Below are 16459 nucleotides of genomic sequence, written 5' to 3'. Positions count from 1 at the left end.
ATTTTAAAATTTATTAACATTTAATATACTTAAATTTTTTTTTAAATTATTTTAATGAAATTTAAATTTTATTAAAAATTAATATTTATAATAAGAGATATTTATAGTGATAAAATTAATAACAGCCGTTCATGGTATGCATGATTGTTTATTTCCTAATACCATATTATGGAAAAATATTGAGAATATAATTCAAGATACTTTAAATAATTATGGTTATCAAGAAATTAAATTACCAATTTTAGAAAAAAGTGAATTATTTAAAAAAACTATTGGAGAATATACAGATATTATAGAAAAAGAAATGTATACTTTATCAGATAAAAATAATAATTCTTTAACTTTACGTCCAGAAGGAACTGTAGGTTTTATTAGAGCTATAATAGAACATAATATATTTTATAATAATAGAAGATTTTGGTATAATGGTCCTATGTTTCGTTATGAAAGACCTCAAAAAGGTAGATATAGACAATTTAATCAAATCGGCATCGAAATACTTGGATTAACATCCCCATATATTGATGCTGAAATTATTATTATTGTAAATAATATATGGAAGAAATTAAATATCACAAATAGTATTTTTTTAGAAATTAATTCTATTGGATCTTTAATAGATCGGCAAAAATATATAAAACAATTAATATTATTTTGGGAAAAAAATTATTTTCATTTAGATCTAAATGATAGAGAAAAAATATATACAAATCCTTTGAGAATATTAGATAATTATAAATATAAAAATATTAAATTATTAGATTATGCACCTAAATTACATGATTTCTTAAATAAAGAAAGTATAAATAAATTTAATAAATTTTGTGATATTTTAAATTTTATGAATATAAAATTTAATATTAATCATTATTTAGTAAGAGGATTAGATTATTATAATGATATTGTTTTTGAATGGAAAAGTTATGATATAGGTAGTAAATATATTTCTAAAACCATTTGTGGAGGAGGAAGATATGATAAATTAATTACTAATATGAGTAATGGTAAAAGTAATAGTGGTTTAGGATGTGCTATAGGAATGGAACGTTTATTATTATTAGTACAATTTAATAAATCGTTAAAATTAAATATTAATTATTTAATTGATATTTTTTTAATTCCGATGGAATCAGATCAAAGTTTAAAAAAAATTTTAATAATTGGAGAATTAATTAGAAAAAAATTTCCTAAACTTAGAATTATTATTAGTTATCTTTTTCAAAAAATAAAAAAACAAATTATTCAAGCAAATAAATATAAAGCACGTTTTATATTAATAATAGGTCCTAAAGAAATTAAAAATAATTTCATTATTTTAAAAGATTTATATTTTAGGAAACAAATAATTGTATCAGAAAACCAATTAGTATTGAATTTAAAAAAATATTTTTAATAAATAATTATTTTAAATAATTAATATTGATTATTTAAGAATAAAATTTATAGTTATTTAAATAATAATATTATGTTTTTTATTTTTTTAAAATATTATATTTAATATATAAAAATATTTTATTTACTAATAATAGTAATTTTTTTATTTTTATTTAAAAAAAATTTAAGTTAATTAAATTAATTATTATAGAAAAAAATATTTTTTATCAAAATTATATTATTTTAATAAATAAAATTTTTTAAAAAAAATATACCATTATTAATAATATTTTTTTATAAAATTTAAAATATATAAGTAAATTTATTACTACTATAATTTATTTATATAAAAAATAATTTTAATATAATAAATAATGATTAATTTAATATAAATATTTTATTTAACAATAAAAAAATATTTATATAAAATATATATAATATATTTATTCAAAATTTTAATTACATATGATAAATACAAAAAACAGGATTGGATATCAATATCCTATTATTACTATTTTAGGTAATAATAATGTAGGTAAATCTTCTTTATATAATATATTAACAAAAAAATATGATTCATTAGTGAATCAAATACCAAATTTTACAATAGATAAAAAATATGGTAAAGCTAAAATTAAAAATATAAAATATATTTGTGTAGATACAACTAGTTATAATAAAATTAAAGAAAATAATTCTTCAGTAAAAAAACAAATTCTATCATCTATTATAGAATCAAATTTAATTTTATTATTAATAAGAGGAAATAAATTAAATATTATAGATTACGAAATAATAAATTATATCAGAAAATATAATAAACAAGCAATTATTATATTAAATAATACAAAAAAAATATTTTTAGATAATGAATTTTATTCTTTAGGTTTTAAATTTTTTTTAATAAATATTAAAGATTATAAAAATATTTTAAAGTTAAAAAAAATATTATATACACATATAAAACAAATAAATGATAATAAGAAAAACGATAATAATATTTTATATAAAAAAATTTATACAATAAATAAAAATAACATTAAAATAGCTGTTATAGGTATGCCTAATGTAGGTAAATCAACTTTAATTAATAAATTTATTAATGAAAAAAGAATAGTTGTTAATAATACACCAGGAACAACTAGAGAAAGTATTTATATACCGTTAAATATTTTAAATAATTACAATAGAAATATAATTCTAATTGATACTGCTGGTATAAAAAAAAAAACTAAAATCAAAAATAAAATAGAAGAATTTTCAGTTTTAGAATCTTATAAAACTATCTATAAATCAGATATTATCTTATATATAATAAATGGAGAAAAAAAAAATTTGTGTAAACAAGATATACAATTAATGCAATATATTATATCAAAAAAAAAAATTATGATTATTATTATTAATAAAATAGATCTTTTAACAAAAGAAAATATTTTGTATTTAAAAAATTTAATAAAAATAAAATTTAAATTTTTTCCTGTAATTGCTATTTCAGCTAAATTTATTTCAAATTTAAATAATATTTTACAATTAATTTATAAAACATATAGTATGTCAACAAAAATATATCGTACTTCTCAACTTATGAAAATATTAAATTTAGCAACTAATTTAGTTTTACCCCCATTATATAATGGGAAAAGAATAAAATTAAAATATATACATCAAGTAAGAAATCATCCTTTATTATTTAAAATATATGGTAATCAATTAAAAAAATTAAATCATAATTATAAACGTTATTTATTAAAATTTATTTATAATAAACTTCAATGTTTTGGTAATATTATAAATATAAAATTTCAAGAAAATAAAAATCCATATAATTAAACGATTTTAAAATTTATAATTATTAAAATAATATAAATTATTATTTATATAATGAAAAAAAAAATTCCATACTTTACATTTGAAATAGCTCCTATGTTAGGAAAAACAAATAAATATTGTAGATATTTTTATCGTAAATTAACTAAAAAATCACTTTTATATACTGAAATGATTCATTCTAATGCAATTAAAAATAATAAAAACCTTTTATTAGAAAATAAAAATATCAATAATATTGTATTACAAATAGCAGGTAATCAACCAAAATTATTATCTCTATGTGCTAAAAGAGCAGAGAAAATAGGATATAAAGAAATTAATTTAAATTTAGGTTGTCCTTCTTTAAAATCTCAAAAAGGTAATTTTGGGGCATGTTTAATGAATAAACCTTTAATAGTATCAGATTGTATTAAATCTATGAGTGATAGTGTTTCTATACCTATAACTATAAAAATGCGTATAGGTATTAATAATAATGATAACTATTTATTTTTACATAAATTTATTAATTTACTTACAGAAAGTGGTTGTAAAAGATTTATTATTCATGCTAGAAAAGCATTATTATATCAGAATATTAATGTTAAAAAAAATTTAATAATTCCTAAATTAAATTATAAAATTATTTATCAAATAAAAAAAAATTTTCCAAATATAAAAATATCAATTAATGGAGGTATTAAAACTTTATTAGATATAAAAAAACATTTAAAATATGTTGATGGAGTTATGATGGGAAGAGAAATTTTTAAAAATCCTAAAATATTAATAGATATAGATTCATATATTTATAATTATACATCTGTTTTACAAAATCCTATAATAATAGTAAAATCTATGTTTCCATATATAGAAAAAGAATTAAAAAAGGGTAATTCTCTAATCACTATTATAACCCCTTTATTAAATATTTTTTATGGTATTAATGGATCAAATAAATTTAAAAAATTTATTTTTGATAAAAAAAATTCTATAAAAACTAATAATATAGAAATTTTGGATAAAGCTTTGTCTTACATAAAAATAAAATAATATATTTATTATTTAAATAAATTAAAAATTATATTTATATATGGTAAAAAATAATTGGATGAAACAATTTAAAAAAGATCCTCAAATTGAAAAAATAAAAGTTCCTCCTCATTCTTTAGAAGCAGAACAATCAATATTAGGAGGATTAATGTTAGATAATAATCGATGGGATAACATTACAGAAAAAATAATAGTAGACGATTTTTTTATTTTATCACATAAAATAATTTTTAATGAAATGAATTATTTAATAGAATTAGGAAAACCTATTGATTTAATAACACTTTCGGAATCTTTAGAAGGTAAAAATAAATTAAATCAAGTAGGAGGTTTTGCATATCTTGCTGAATTATCAAAAAATATTCCTAGTATTTCTAATATATCTGCATATGCAGATATCGTCCATGAACGTGCTATTATTAGAGAAATGATATCTGTTGCTAATGAAATAGCAGAAGCAGGATATTATCCTAATGGAAGAAATAGTGACTATTTATTGAATTTAGCAGAATCACGTGTATTTAAAATAGCAGAAAAACGTTTAAATAAAGATACTAAACCAAAAAATTTAGAAGAAATATTAGAAGTTACTATTTCTAAGATTGAATCATTTTATAATATGCCTAAAAATGGTATTACAGGTATAGATACTGGTTATCATGAATTAAATAAAAAAACAGCTGGATTACAAAAATCTGATCTTATAATAATAGCTGCACGTCCCGCTATGGGGAAAACTACATTAGCAATGAATATTTGTGAATATACAGCAATATCTCAAGATAAACCTGTATTAATATTTAGTTTAGAAATGCCTTGTGAACAAATTATGATTCGTATGTTAGCATCTCTTTCTCGAGTACATCAAAGTAAAATTAGAACAGGACAATTAGATGATAATGATTGGAGAAAAATATCAGCTACTATGGAAATTTTATTAAAAAGAAAAAATATATACATCGATGATTCTTCTGAATTAACTCCTACAGAGATTAGGTCACGTTCTCGACAAATATTTAGAGAACATAATGGATTATGTTTAATTATGATAGATTATTTACAATTAATTAGAGTACCATCTTTATCTTTTAATAGAACTTTAGAAATTTCTGAAATTTCTCGTTCTTTAAAAGCTTTAGCAAAAGAATTACATGTACCTGTAATTGCTTTATCTCAATTAAATAGATCTTTAGAACAAAGATCTGATAAACGTCCAATGAATTCTGATTTAAGAGAATCAGGATCTATAGAACAAGATGCAGATCTTATTATGTTTATCTATAGAGATGAAGTATATAATGAAAATACTAATTTACATGGTATTGCTGAAATTATTATAGGAAAACAACGAAATGGACCTATTGGAAGTATAAAATTAATTTTTAATAATCAAATTACACGTTTTGATAATTATTCTAATTATTATAATAATGAAAATATTTAAATTTGAAAAATATTTTTATTAATTTTTATGTAAAATAAATTTATTATAAAAATATATTATATAAAACTTTTTATTATGAGACAGTAAATGTTAAAAATTTTTAATACATTAAGTAAAAAAAAAGAATTTTTTTCCCCTATTAATAAAAAACAGGTTAAAATTTATGTGTGTGGAATAACTACATATGATGTATGTCATATTGGTCATGGAAGAACTTTTATTATATTTGATGTTATTATCAGATATTTAAAATTTTTAGGTTATAAAATTAAATATATAAGAAATATTACTGATATTAATGATAAAATTATTAATATAGCAAAAAAAAAAAATCAAAATATAAGATATTTTACAAAAAATATAATTAATAATATTTCTAAAGATTTTAATAATTTAAACATATTACCACCTAATTTTGAACCAAAAGTTACTGATCATATTACAGATATTATTCAAGTAATAGCAAAATTATTAATAAATAATGCTGCATATATTGCTAAAAATGGTGATATTATATTTTCTATTAAAAAATATTTAAACTATGGAATATTGTCTAGACAAAAAATAAATTTATTAAAATCAACTTTAAGAATTAAAAATATTAATTTTAAAAAAAATTATAAAGATTTTATTTTATGGAAATTAACTTCTAAATTAGAAATAGGTTGGATTTCCCCATGGGGGTATGGCCGTCCTGGTTGGCATATAGAATGTTCTACTTTAAGTCGTAAATATTTAGGAAAATGTTTTGATATACATGGTGGAGGTAATGATTTAATTTTTCCCCATCATGAAAATGAATTAGCACAATCTTCTTGTATAGATAAAAATTTTTATGTTAATTATTGGATACATACAGGAATGATTATTGTCAATAACAAAAAGATGTCTAAATCTTTAAAAAATACTTTAAAAATAAAAGATCTTTTATCACAATATAATAAAGAAGTTGTAAGATATTTTTTAACTGCTACTCACTATCGTAGTCCTATTATATATCATGAAAGTAAATTAATACAGGCACAATTAATTTTACAAAAATTGTATATTTCTTTACTTTACAAAAATTATTCTTATAATATAAGAAAATTAAAAAATAATTTTTTTTTATTAGAACAACAATTTTATAATGCAATGAATGATGATTTTAACACTCCTAAAGCATACAGTATTTTATTTAAAATTTCACGGAAAATAAACATCGCTTATCAAAAAAAAAAATATTTAATTACTAATTATTTAATTTTAAAATTAAAAAAATTAGGTAATATTTTAGGAATTTTATTTTATAATCCTAAAACATATTTACAAAAAAATACAAATTTACACGATTTTTATAATATAAACGAAATTAAACAATTAATAAAAATACGTAATATTGCACGTCATAATAAATTATGGGAAAAAGCAGATTTAATTAGAAAAAAATTAGAAGATAAAAATATTTCTTTAGAAGATACAATTAATGGAACTATATGGAAAAAAAAAATTTAAAATTTTTTATTAATAAAATAATAAATATTTTATATAAAATTTCTAAACTTTTTTTTTATAAAAAAAAAATAATAAAATTACGTAAAATAATTAATAATTATAATTATAAATATTATATATCAAATAATTCTAATATTTTAGATTATCAATATGATAAATTAATTAACAAATTAAAAAAATTAGAAAATTTATATCCTTATTTAAAAAATAAATATTCACCTACTCAAATAGTAGGTGCTAAATTAACATCAGTATGTCAAAAAATAAAACATAAAATGTTAATGTTATCATTAAATAATGTTTTTAATGAAAGTGATTTATTAAAAAATTTTTTTTATCCTATAAAAAAAATTAGTAATAAATTTGAATTTTGTTGTGAATTAAAATTTGATGGGATAGCAGTAAATTTATTATATATAAATGGAATATTATCTAGTGCCTCAACAAGAGGAGATGGATCAATAGGAGAAAATATTACTAAAAATATATTACAAATTAAAGATATTCCTCATGTTTTAAAAAAGGGGAAATTACCTAAATATTTAGAAATTAGAGGAGAAATATTTATTACAAAAAAAAATTTTCAAATACTAAATCAAAAAAAAATTATTAAATCTAAAATATTTAGTAATACAAGAAGTGCTACTTATGGTATTATAAAATCAAATAAAAATTATAATGAAAAATATTTACATTTACTAAGTTTTTTTAGTTATGGTATTGGTTTTGTAAATAAAAATTTTTTTTTTAGTCAAAAAGAAATATTAAATAATTTAAAAACGTATGGCATTCCTATATCACAATATACTAAAGTTTTTTTTTCTTATCATAAAATAATTAATTATTATAAATATTTTCAAAAAAATAGAAATTTATTACCTTATAATATTGATGGTATTGTTATTAAAATAAATAATATCCAACAACAAAAAATTATTGGATATACTAATCATGCTCCTAAATGGTCTATTGCATATAAATTTCCTCCACAAGAAAAAATAACATTACTAAAAAAAATAATTTTTCAAATAGGACGTACAGGAATTTTTACTCCTATTGCTAAATTTAATACTGTTAATATTACTGGAGTTAATATTAATTTTGCAACATTATATAATATTAATGAAATTAAAAAACTAGATTTAAAAATAGGAGATACAATTGTTATACAAAGATGTGGAGATGTTATTCCTAAAATTGTTCATGTAATTAAAACAAATAGATCTTTTAAAAAGATAAAAAAAATTTCTATACCTAAAATATGTCCTAGTTGTTATTCTGTACTGCGAATAAAAAAAAATTATTTATATTGTCCAGCAGGAATATCTTGTAAAGCTCAATTAAAAGCATATTTAAAACATTTTATTTCTAAAGATGCTTTAAATATTAATTTTATAGGAAATAAATTAATTAATAAACTTGTAGAACAAAATTTAATAACAAATGTTATAGATTTATTAAATCTTAATATTAATACTTTATCTAAAATAGATAATTTAGGTATTAAATCTATAAAAAAAATTTTTAAATTTTTACAAAAAAAACAAAATGTTATATTTTATAAATTTTTATTTTCTTTAGGTATTCCAGGAATTGGAAAAGTAACATCATATAATATATCATTATGTTTTAAAACATTACATAAATTTTTAGATACTAATATAATCAAATTATCAAATATAATTGGAATAGGAGAAAAAAATTCAATAAACATTTTAAATTTTATAAAAAATAAAGAAAATATTTATATAATTTCTAAATTATTAGAAAAAATAAATATTATTTATCCTAAAAATATTTTAAAAAAAAATTTTTTTTATAAAAAAAATATTTCTATTACTGGAACATTTATTTCTCTTAAAAGATCATATATTACAGATAAATTAACTATTTTAGGTGCTAAAATAAATAAAAATATTAATAAAAAAACTAATTTATTAATTTTAGGGAAAAATCCTGGTTCTAAATTATTAAAAGCAAATAAACTAAGTATTAAAATTATTGATGAAAATCAAATTATTTCTTTATTAGAAAATAATAAAAATAATTTTTTTAAAAAAAATTAAATTTGTGGATTATAAAAATCGATGGTATTGTAATTAGTAATATTTTTAATAAAATTTTGTAATAATTTAATTATATGAAAAATCTAAAAAATATTATAGAAGATTATTTTATCAAATATAAAAAAAATAATAATTTTTTATATAAAAAAGAAGTTATTAATAATATTAATACTGTAATTAAATTTTTAGATAAAGGCATGATTAGAGTGGCTGAAAATATCAAAGGACAGTGGGTAATTAATAAATGGATAAAAAAAGCTATATTATTATATTTTAAAATTAGTAAAAATTTTTTATTAAAAGGTTCATATAATAATTTTTATGATAAAATACCTTTAAAATTTAATTATGATAGTAAAAAAAATATTTTTGAAAACATGAAATGTCGAGTTGTACCTCCTACTGTTATAAGATATGGTTCTTTTATTTCTAAAAATACAGTTTTGATGCCATCTTTTGTAAATATAGGTGCTTTTATTGGTAAAAAAACTATGATAGATACTTGGTCTACTATTGGATCTTGTGCACAAATAGGAGATAATGTCCATATTTCTGGTGGTGTAGGTATAGGAGGTGTTCTTGAACCTATACAATCTAGACCTACTATTATAGAAAATAATTGTTTTATAGGAGCTAGATCGGAAATAGTAGAAGGAGTTCTTATAAAGGAAGGATCAGTAATTTCAATGGGAGTATATATTGGACAAAGTACTAAAATTTATGATAGAGAAAATGAATTAATTCACTATGGTATTGTTCCTAGTTATTCAGTTGTTGTTCCTGGTACTTTACCCTCTAAAAATGGAAAATATAATTTATATTGTGCTATAATAGTTAAAAGGGTAGATAAAAAAACTTTAAGTAAAGTTGAAATAAATGATATTTTACGTGGTTCAATATAAGTAAAAATAAGTTATAGAATGCGTTTTGGTTTAAAACAAAAATGTAGTTTCTTTCTATAAAATAATGTTAAATTTTAATTTAAATAGTATAAATTTTAACTGCATCCGGGAGGATTTGAACCCCCGACCACTCGGTTCGTAGCCGAGTGCTCTATCCACTGAGCTACGGATGCTTTTCCATCGGTGAGAGAGAGATTCGAACCCTCGATGTAGAATACTACATACACCCTTAGCAGGGGTGCGCCTTAAACCACTCGGCCATCTCACCATTATATATAAATCTAATTATATCTACTAGAAAAATTTTGTCAAATTATTTTATTAAATTTGTTTTTTGTTTTTTTTCTGTTTGTATACGTTGATATATTTCTTCACGATGAACAGCAATTTCTCTAGGAGCATTAACACCTATTCGAACTTGATTTCCTTTTATTCCTAATACTGTTACCATAACTTCATCACCAATCATAAGTGTTTCGCCTATTCGACGAGTAAGAATTAACATTCTTTTCTCCTTAAAAGAAATAAAATATAAAATATATATTATTATATTTAAATTTTATTTAAATTATTAACTTAATTTATTTATTTTATTTAAAATAAATGTTCTTATTTTAGATAAGATAAAGTAATACTGATCTATATTAAAATTAATATTACCTTGGACTATATTAGCACATCCATTTATATTACAAACATTTTTATCTAAATTTCTTTTCATAAAATCTAAAATATTTATTTCATTATTAATATTTTTTGTAATCTTAATTATAAAAAATATCTTTTTTTCCCATTTAGTAGATAAAATTATTATAACTTTATTTAATTTTTTTAATATTTTTTTTAAAATAATATTAAAAAATATTGGGTTAAAATTATATATTTTACTAATAATTATATTTATATTATTTAATAATATATTATTTTTTAATAAAATATTTTCTTCTTTTAAAAGAAAATACTGTTGTAATTCTTTAAAATTTTGTTTTAATAAATAATTTTTTTTTTTATTTAATAAAATATTTTGTATTAAATGTTTTTCATTTGTGTTAAATAAATGAGAAATATATTTAATATTTTTATTTTGTTGTTGTATGTATTCTAATGCTATATTATGTGTGATTGCATGTATACGTTTTACGCTATTAGCAATATTTAAAAATTTAGTAATGATAAATAAACCAATTTGTCCAGTATTTTTAACATGTGTACCACCACATAATTCTTGTGAGATATCTTTAATATCTACAATTCTTACAGAAGAAGAATATTTATTTTCAAATAATGCTATTATATTTTTTTTATTTTTTATTTCTTTTTTTTTTTTTATATATGTTTTTATAGGTATATTTTCTAATATATAATCATTAATTTTTTTTTCAATATACGAAATATCGTCTTCTTTTAAAGAATTGTTTAGTAAAAAATCAAACCTTAAATATTTATTAGTTATTAATGATCCTTTTTGTTGTACATATATACCAAATTTTTTACGTAATATAGTATGTAATAAATGTGTCGCAGAATGATTTCTACTGATCATCATCCGATTTAATATATCTATTTTAGAATATAAATAATCATTTTTATTTAATGAACCTAAAATCATTTTTCCTATATGAATAATTATATTCCCTTGTATTTTTGTATCATACACTTGAAAAATATTTTTTTTATTTTTTTTTAAATATCCTATATCTCCTTTTTGTCCACCTGATTCTCCATAAAAAGTTGTAATATCTAGTATTATTTCTCCTTCATCTCCTAATTTTATTTGATCATGAGAAATTTTATTTATATAAATATCTATTATTTTGCTATAAGTTATAAACTTTGTATACCCATTAAATTTGGAAACATGATTTTTATAATAAATATTTTTTTTATTAATAAAAAAATTATTTTTTTTTGATTTTTGACGTTGAATTTCCATATATTGAATAAATTCTTTTTTATTTATATTAATATTTTTATCTATACATATATTTTGAATTAAATCTGGAGATAATCCAAAAGTATCATATAAATAAAATATTTGTTTCCCTGTTAAAGAATTATTATTAGATTTTTTAAGTTCTTTATTTAATAATAAAATTCCTAAATGTATAATTTGATTAAATTTTTCTTCTTCATTCCTAATAATATTTACAATTAAATCAAATTTTTCATTTAAAAAATTTTTTTCATTATTATTTGTATATTTAATATAAATTTTTACTAATTGATAAAAGAATGGTTCTTTTTTCCCTAAAATTCTTCCATGATTTATAGCTCTTCTAATAATTTTTCTTAAAATATATCCTCTTTTTTCATTACTAGGAATAATACCTTCTGTTATTAAATAAATAGTTGATCTAATATGATCTGCTATAACTTTTAAAGAATTATGTTCTAAATCTTGTATTTTAATTATATTAGCTATTTCTTGAATAATTTTTTTAAAAAAATATATTTTATAATTTGAATCAACTCCTTCTAAAACACCAGTAATACGTTCTAATCCCATACCAGTATCTACTGATTTTATCATTAAAGGAATTAATTTTCCGTTTAATGTTTTATTAAATTGTATAAAAACAATATTCCATATTTCAATAAAACGATTACCAAAATTATTTTTAATATTTCCTTTTAAATGATCACCTAAATCATAAAAAATTTCAGTAGATGGTCCACAAGGTCCAGTTTCAGACATTTGCCAAAAATTATCAGAATTATATTTTTGATTATTTTTGTCTTCTATCAAAATTAAATTTTTTTTAGGTATACCAATAATTTTATTCCAAATATTATAGGTTTCAATATCTTTATAATATACAGTAATAAATATTTTTTTTTGTTTTAAATTAAACCATTTAGAATTAGTTAATAATTCCCATGCATAAAAAATAGCTTCTTTTTTAAAATAATCTCCAAAACTAAAATTACCTAACATTTCAAAAAATGTATGATGTCTATTTGTAAAACCTACATTTTGAAAATCATTATGTTTACCTCCAATACGTATACATTTTTGTATTGTAACAATTCTTGAATAAGGAGACTTTTTATATCCTAAAAAATATTCTTTAAATTGATTCATGCCTGCATTTGTAAATAATAATGATGAATCATTGTAAGGTACTAATGAACCTTCTTTAATTGTTTTATGTTGTTTCTTATTAAAAAATTCTAAAAATATTTTACGAATTTCTTCAATTTTATTATCCATATTATAAATTAACCTTAAATACTTTTTAAAACATTGTTTTTAAATACAAATATACGCATATATTATTTTTTTTTAAAAAAAATTTTTCTTAATTTTTCTTCTATTTCTATTGATTTTTTTTTATTATTTTTAAGAAAATTAATAGCATTCATTTTCCCTTGACCAATTTTCTCATTATGGTAACTATACCACGAACCGCATTTTTCAATTATTTTTTCTTTTACTCCTAAATCTAATAATTCACCATAAATATTAATACCTTCACCATAAATAATTTGAAATTCAGCTATTTTAAAAGGAACAGCAACTTTGTTCTTAACAACTTTTACTCTAGTTTCACTACCGATTATATCATCTCCAATTTTAACATTTCCTATTTTACGAATATCTAATCTAACAGAAGCATAAAATTTTAAAGCATTACCTCCAGTTGTTACTTCAGGATTGCCAAATAAAACACCAATTTTCATTCTTATTTGATTAATAAAAATTAATAATGTATTTGTTTGTTTCAAATTACTTGCTAATTTTCTCATAGCTTGGCTCATCATTCTTGCTGCTAAACCTATATGTGAATCTCCTATTTCTCCTTCTATTTCAGCTTTTGGAGTTAAAGCAGCAACTGAATCTACTATAATAACATCTATAATACCTGATTTAGCTAATGAATCACATAATTCTAATGCTTGTTCCCCTGTATCTGGTTGAGAACATAATAATTTATTAATATCAACATTTAATTTTTTAGCATAAAAAGGATCTAATGCATGTTCTGCATCAATAAATGCACAAATTTTTTGTAGTTTTTGAGCTTCTGCAATAATTTGCAATGTTAAAGTAGTTTTACCAGAAGATTCAGGTCCATATATTTCTACTATTCTACCAATTGGTAATCCCCCGATACCTAAAGCTCTATCTAAAGATAGAGATCCTGTAGATATAGATTCTATATCCATAGTTCTATTATCTCCTAATCTCATAATAGAACCTTTACCAAATTGGTTTTCTATTTGTGTAATAGCATTTTCGAGAGCTATTTGTTTTTTTTTTTCTAAATTCATAATATATACCTTATTTAATAATAAATTTAATTATGAATTTTATAAAAAATTATTTTATTATAATAAAATAATTCATATTAATTTATATATTAAAAATATATTCAAAATGTTTAAAAAAGAAAATTTTTATAAAAATGCAAATTTTGTTTTAGATATAAGAGGAATACAATGTCCAAATACAATTATAATGATAAAAAAAAAATTACTTAAAATAAAAAAAAAAGAAACTTTAATTATAATTACTAATGATAAAATTGTTAATATAGATATTAAAAATTTTTGCTATTTTATGAAATTTAATATTATCAAAAAAAAAACAAATAAAATACCATATTATTTTTTAATACAAAAAATATAATAACATCTCTTTTAAAGAGAGACTATTTTATATAATAAATATGTTACAATACCGAAACTATTTTGTCGATATTTAATCCATTTTTTAGATAAAGATAATTTTTTACTTTTTGTTTTATACTGAATAAAAATTTTTGTATTATTTTTTAACCAATTATTTTTTTCTAATAAAACACACGTTTTTTCTAATAAAATATTTTTTTGACAAAATGGGGGATCAATAAAAATTAGATCATATTGTATATCAGATTTTTTTGATAATATTTTTATAGTATTATCAAAAATTAAAGAAATATTTTTTTTTGTTAAAAAATAAATATTTTTTTTTAATTGTTTAAATATCTTTTTATTATTCTCTATTAAAGTAGCTGAATAAATATTTTTTCTAGAAAAAGCTTCAAAACTTAAAATCCCGGTTCCTGCATAACAATCTAAACATGTAAAATAAGTATCATTCATAATCCAATTAAATAAATTTTCACGTATAAAATTCATTGTAGGTTTTAATATTTTATTATTTATTACTTTTATTTTTTTATTTTTCCATTTTCCTGCAATAATTTTAACTTGATTAAAATTTTTTTTTTTTTTCATAATTTATATAAAATTTTAAAATATGATTTACTTTAAATTTTAATTTAATTATATTATTATAATAATATAATTAAATTAATTATTTAATAATAAATATTATTATATATTCTATAGAAAAATGATAAATAAACAAGATTTAAATGTAAAAAAAAAACATGGTTTTTTAAATTATTTAAAAAAAAATTTAATTAAAACTACTAAAAATCTTAGTCAAAAAATTATTAATCTTTTTAAAAGAAAAAATATTGTTAATGAAGAATTATTTAATAAATTAAAAGAAACATTAATAATTTCTGATATAGATATACATACTACAAATAAAATCATTAATTTAACAAAAAATTATGCACAAAAAAATAAAATTCAAAATTCTTGTAAATTATACGATTATATAAAAAAGGAAATGTTAAAAATATTACTTTCAGTAGAAGTTCCCTTAATAATTAAAAATAAAAAACCTTTTATAATATTAGTTATAGGTATAAATGGAGTTGGAAAAACAACAACAATAGGAAAACTTGCATATTATTTTTATAAACAAAAAAAATCTGTGCTTTTAGCATCTGGTGATACTTTTAGAGCAGGCGCTTATGAACAATTATCTGTTTGGAGTAAAAGAAGCCATAGTATTTTATTAGAAAAAAATAAAAAAAAAGATAGTTCAGCTATTATTTTTGATGCAATTTCTTATTCTAAAAAAAAAAAAATTGATATTTTAATTGCAGATACATCTGGTAGATTACATAATAATATAATGTTAATGGAAGAGTTAAAAAAAATTACACGTGTAATTAAAAAAAATAATAATATGGTTATTGATGAAGTTATGTTAGTTTTAGATGCTAATATCGGACAAAATTCTATTAATCAGCTTAAAATATTTCATGATAGTGTAGGAATAACAGGAGTTACAATAACAAAAATTGATGGTACAGCAAAAGGTGGTGTAATTTTTTCTTTAGCAAATAAATTTAATATTCCAATACGTTTTTTAGGTTCTGGAGAAAAAATTACTAATTTACATTTATTTAATGCAAAAAATTTTATAAATGCTATTTTATAAATAATTAATTATTAATTTTAAATTAATT

Annotated in this window: 13 protein-coding genes and 2 tRNA genes; 9 read left to right on the top strand and 6 right to left on the bottom strand. The window is 18.6% G+C overall.

The window, feature by feature from the left end; translation table 11 throughout:
* Window positions 1–106: 106 nt before the first annotated feature.
* From hisS to dapD, 7 genes are all read left to right on the top strand, one after another.
* Complete coding sequence (gene hisS, locus GJT97_RS00200) at window positions 107–1393, top strand: histidine--tRNA ligase (RefSeq protein WP_169767497.1); 1287 nt, start codon at window positions 107–109, stop codon at window positions 1391–1393.
* Window positions 1394–1839: 446 nt separating this feature from the next.
* Entirely contained in the window at window positions 1840–3207 is a 1368-nt protein-coding gene (gene der, locus GJT97_RS00195) for a ribosome biogenesis GTPase Der (RefSeq protein ID WP_169767496.1), read from the top strand.
* Between the two features lie 51 nt (window positions 3208–3258).
* A complete protein-coding gene (gene dusA, locus GJT97_RS00190) occupies window positions 3259–4239 on the top strand; it encodes a tRNA dihydrouridine(20/20a) synthase DusA (RefSeq protein WP_169767495.1) in 981 nt (326 codons plus the stop codon).
* A 58-nt stretch (window positions 4240–4297) separates the two neighbouring features.
* Window positions 4298–5683, top strand: a complete 1386-nt coding sequence (gene dnaB / locus GJT97_RS00185) for a replicative DNA helicase (RefSeq protein WP_246208923.1) — start codon at window positions 4298–4300, stop codon at window positions 5681–5683.
* An 87-nt stretch (window positions 5684–5770) separates the two neighbouring features.
* Complete coding sequence (gene cysS, locus GJT97_RS00180) at window positions 5771–7177, top strand: cysteine--tRNA ligase (RefSeq protein ID WP_169767493.1); 1407 nt, start codon at window positions 5771–5773, stop codon at window positions 7175–7177.
* Window positions 7159–9243 carry an NAD-dependent DNA ligase LigA gene (ligA, locus tag GJT97_RS00175; protein WP_169767492.1) on the top strand — a complete coding sequence of 695 codons (2085 nt, stop codon included), beginning with the start codon at window positions 7159–7161 and terminating at the stop codon, window positions 9241–9243. Before cysS ends, ligA begins: the two co-directional genes overlap by 19 nt.
* 74 nt (window positions 9244–9317) lie before the next feature.
* On the top strand, window positions 9318–10145 hold the full coding sequence (gene dapD / locus GJT97_RS00170) for a 2,3,4,5-tetrahydropyridine-2,6-dicarboxylate N-succinyltransferase (RefSeq protein ID WP_169767491.1): 828 nt from the start codon (window positions 9318–9320) through the stop codon (window positions 10143–10145).
* 100 nt (window positions 10146–10245) lie between these two features.
* Here dapD and GJT97_RS00165 read toward each other — a convergent pair.
* From GJT97_RS00165 to recA, 5 genes are all read right to left on the bottom strand, one after another.
* A tRNA-Arg gene (locus tag GJT97_RS00165) sits at window positions 10246–10318 on the bottom strand.
* 8 nt (window positions 10319–10326) lie between these two features.
* Window positions 10327–10413, bottom strand: a tRNA-Ser gene (locus GJT97_RS00160).
* A 45-nt stretch (window positions 10414–10458) separates the two neighbouring features.
* Window positions 10459–10650: a carbon storage regulator CsrA gene (csrA, locus tag GJT97_RS00155; protein ID WP_169767490.1), complete on the bottom strand. Its 192-nt coding sequence runs from the start codon at window positions 10648–10650 to the stop codon at window positions 10459–10461.
* A 66-nt stretch (window positions 10651–10716) separates the two neighbouring features.
* Window positions 10717–13356 (bottom strand): alanine--tRNA ligase, encoded by a 2640-nt coding sequence (gene alaS, locus GJT97_RS00150; RefSeq protein WP_169767489.1) that lies wholly within the window; start codon window positions 13354–13356, stop codon window positions 10717–10719.
* Between the two features lie 62 nt (window positions 13357–13418).
* Window positions 13419–14417 (bottom strand): recombinase RecA, encoded by a 999-nt coding sequence (recA, locus tag GJT97_RS00145; protein WP_169767488.1) that lies wholly within the window; start codon window positions 14415–14417, stop codon window positions 13419–13421.
* 106 nt (window positions 14418–14523) lie between these two features.
* Between recA and GJT97_RS00140 the strand changes: the two genes are divergently transcribed.
* Window positions 14524–14775, top strand: coding sequence for a sulfurtransferase TusA family protein (locus GJT97_RS00140; RefSeq protein WP_169767487.1), 252 nt, complete (start codon window positions 14524–14526; stop codon window positions 14773–14775).
* A gap of 11 nt (window positions 14776–14786) precedes the next feature.
* Here the strand turns inward: GJT97_RS00140 and rsmD are convergent, their stop codons facing one another.
* The gene (gene rsmD, locus GJT97_RS00135) at window positions 14787–15368 is read right to left on the bottom strand and encodes a 16S rRNA (guanine(966)-N(2))-methyltransferase RsmD (protein WP_169767486.1); all 582 of its coding nucleotides are present in this window, start codon (window positions 15366–15368) and stop codon (window positions 14787–14789) included.
* Window positions 15369–15486: 118 nt separating this feature from the next.
* On the opposite strand from rsmD, the gene ftsY reads away from it, so the two are divergent.
* Complete coding sequence (gene ftsY, locus GJT97_RS00130; protein ID WP_169767485.1) at window positions 15487–16431, top strand: signal recognition particle-docking protein FtsY; 945 nt, start codon at window positions 15487–15489, stop codon at window positions 16429–16431.
* The last annotated feature ends 28 nt before the right edge of the window (window positions 16432–16459 follow it).

Source organism: Enterobacteriaceae endosymbiont of Donacia proxima (assembly GCF_012569285.1).
GTDB lineage: Bacteria > Pseudomonadota > Gammaproteobacteria > Enterobacterales > Enterobacteriaceae.
The sequence above is the reverse complement of the archived record's forward strand: the minus strand, read 5'-3'. Positions and strand labels throughout refer to the sequence as shown.

Coding starts and splice junctions, on each gene's coding strand:
- der (WP_169767496.1), top strand. CDS start 1,840: ATGATAAATACAAAAAACAGGATTGGATATCAATATCCTATTATTACT.
- dusA (WP_169767495.1), top strand. CDS start 3,259: ATGAAAAAAAAAATTCCATACTTTACATTTGAAATAGCTCCTATGTTA.
- dnaB (WP_246208923.1), top strand. CDS start 4,298: ATGAAACAATTTAAAAAAGATCCTCAAATTGAAAAAATAAAAGTTCCT.
- cysS (WP_169767493.1), top strand. CDS start 5,771: ATGTTAAAAATTTTTAATACATTAAGTAAAAAAAAAGAATTTTTTTCC.
- ligA (WP_169767492.1), top strand. CDS start 7,159: ATGGAAAAAAAAAATTTAAAATTTTTTATTAATAAAATAATAAATATT.
- dapD (WP_169767491.1), top strand. CDS start 9,318: ATGAAAAATCTAAAAAATATTATAGAAGATTATTTTATCAAATATAAA.
- csrA (WP_169767490.1), bottom strand. CDS start 10,650: ATGTTAATTCTTACTCGTCGAATAGGCGAAACACTTATGATTGGTGAT.
- alaS (WP_169767489.1), bottom strand. CDS start 13,356: ATGGATAATAAAATTGAAGAAATTCGTAAAATATTTTTAGAATTTTTT.
- recA (WP_169767488.1), bottom strand. CDS start 14,417: ATGAATTTAGAAAAAAAAAAACAAATAGCTCTCGAAAATGCTATTACA.
- GJT97_RS00140 (WP_169767487.1), top strand. CDS start 14,524: ATGTTTAAAAAAGAAAATTTTTATAAAAATGCAAATTTTGTTTTAGAT.
- rsmD (WP_169767486.1), bottom strand. CDS start 15,368: ATGAAAAAAAAAAAAAATTTTAATCAAGTTAAAATTATTGCAGGAAAA.
- ftsY (WP_169767485.1), top strand. CDS start 15,487: ATGATAAATAAACAAGATTTAAATGTAAAAAAAAAACATGGTTTTTTA.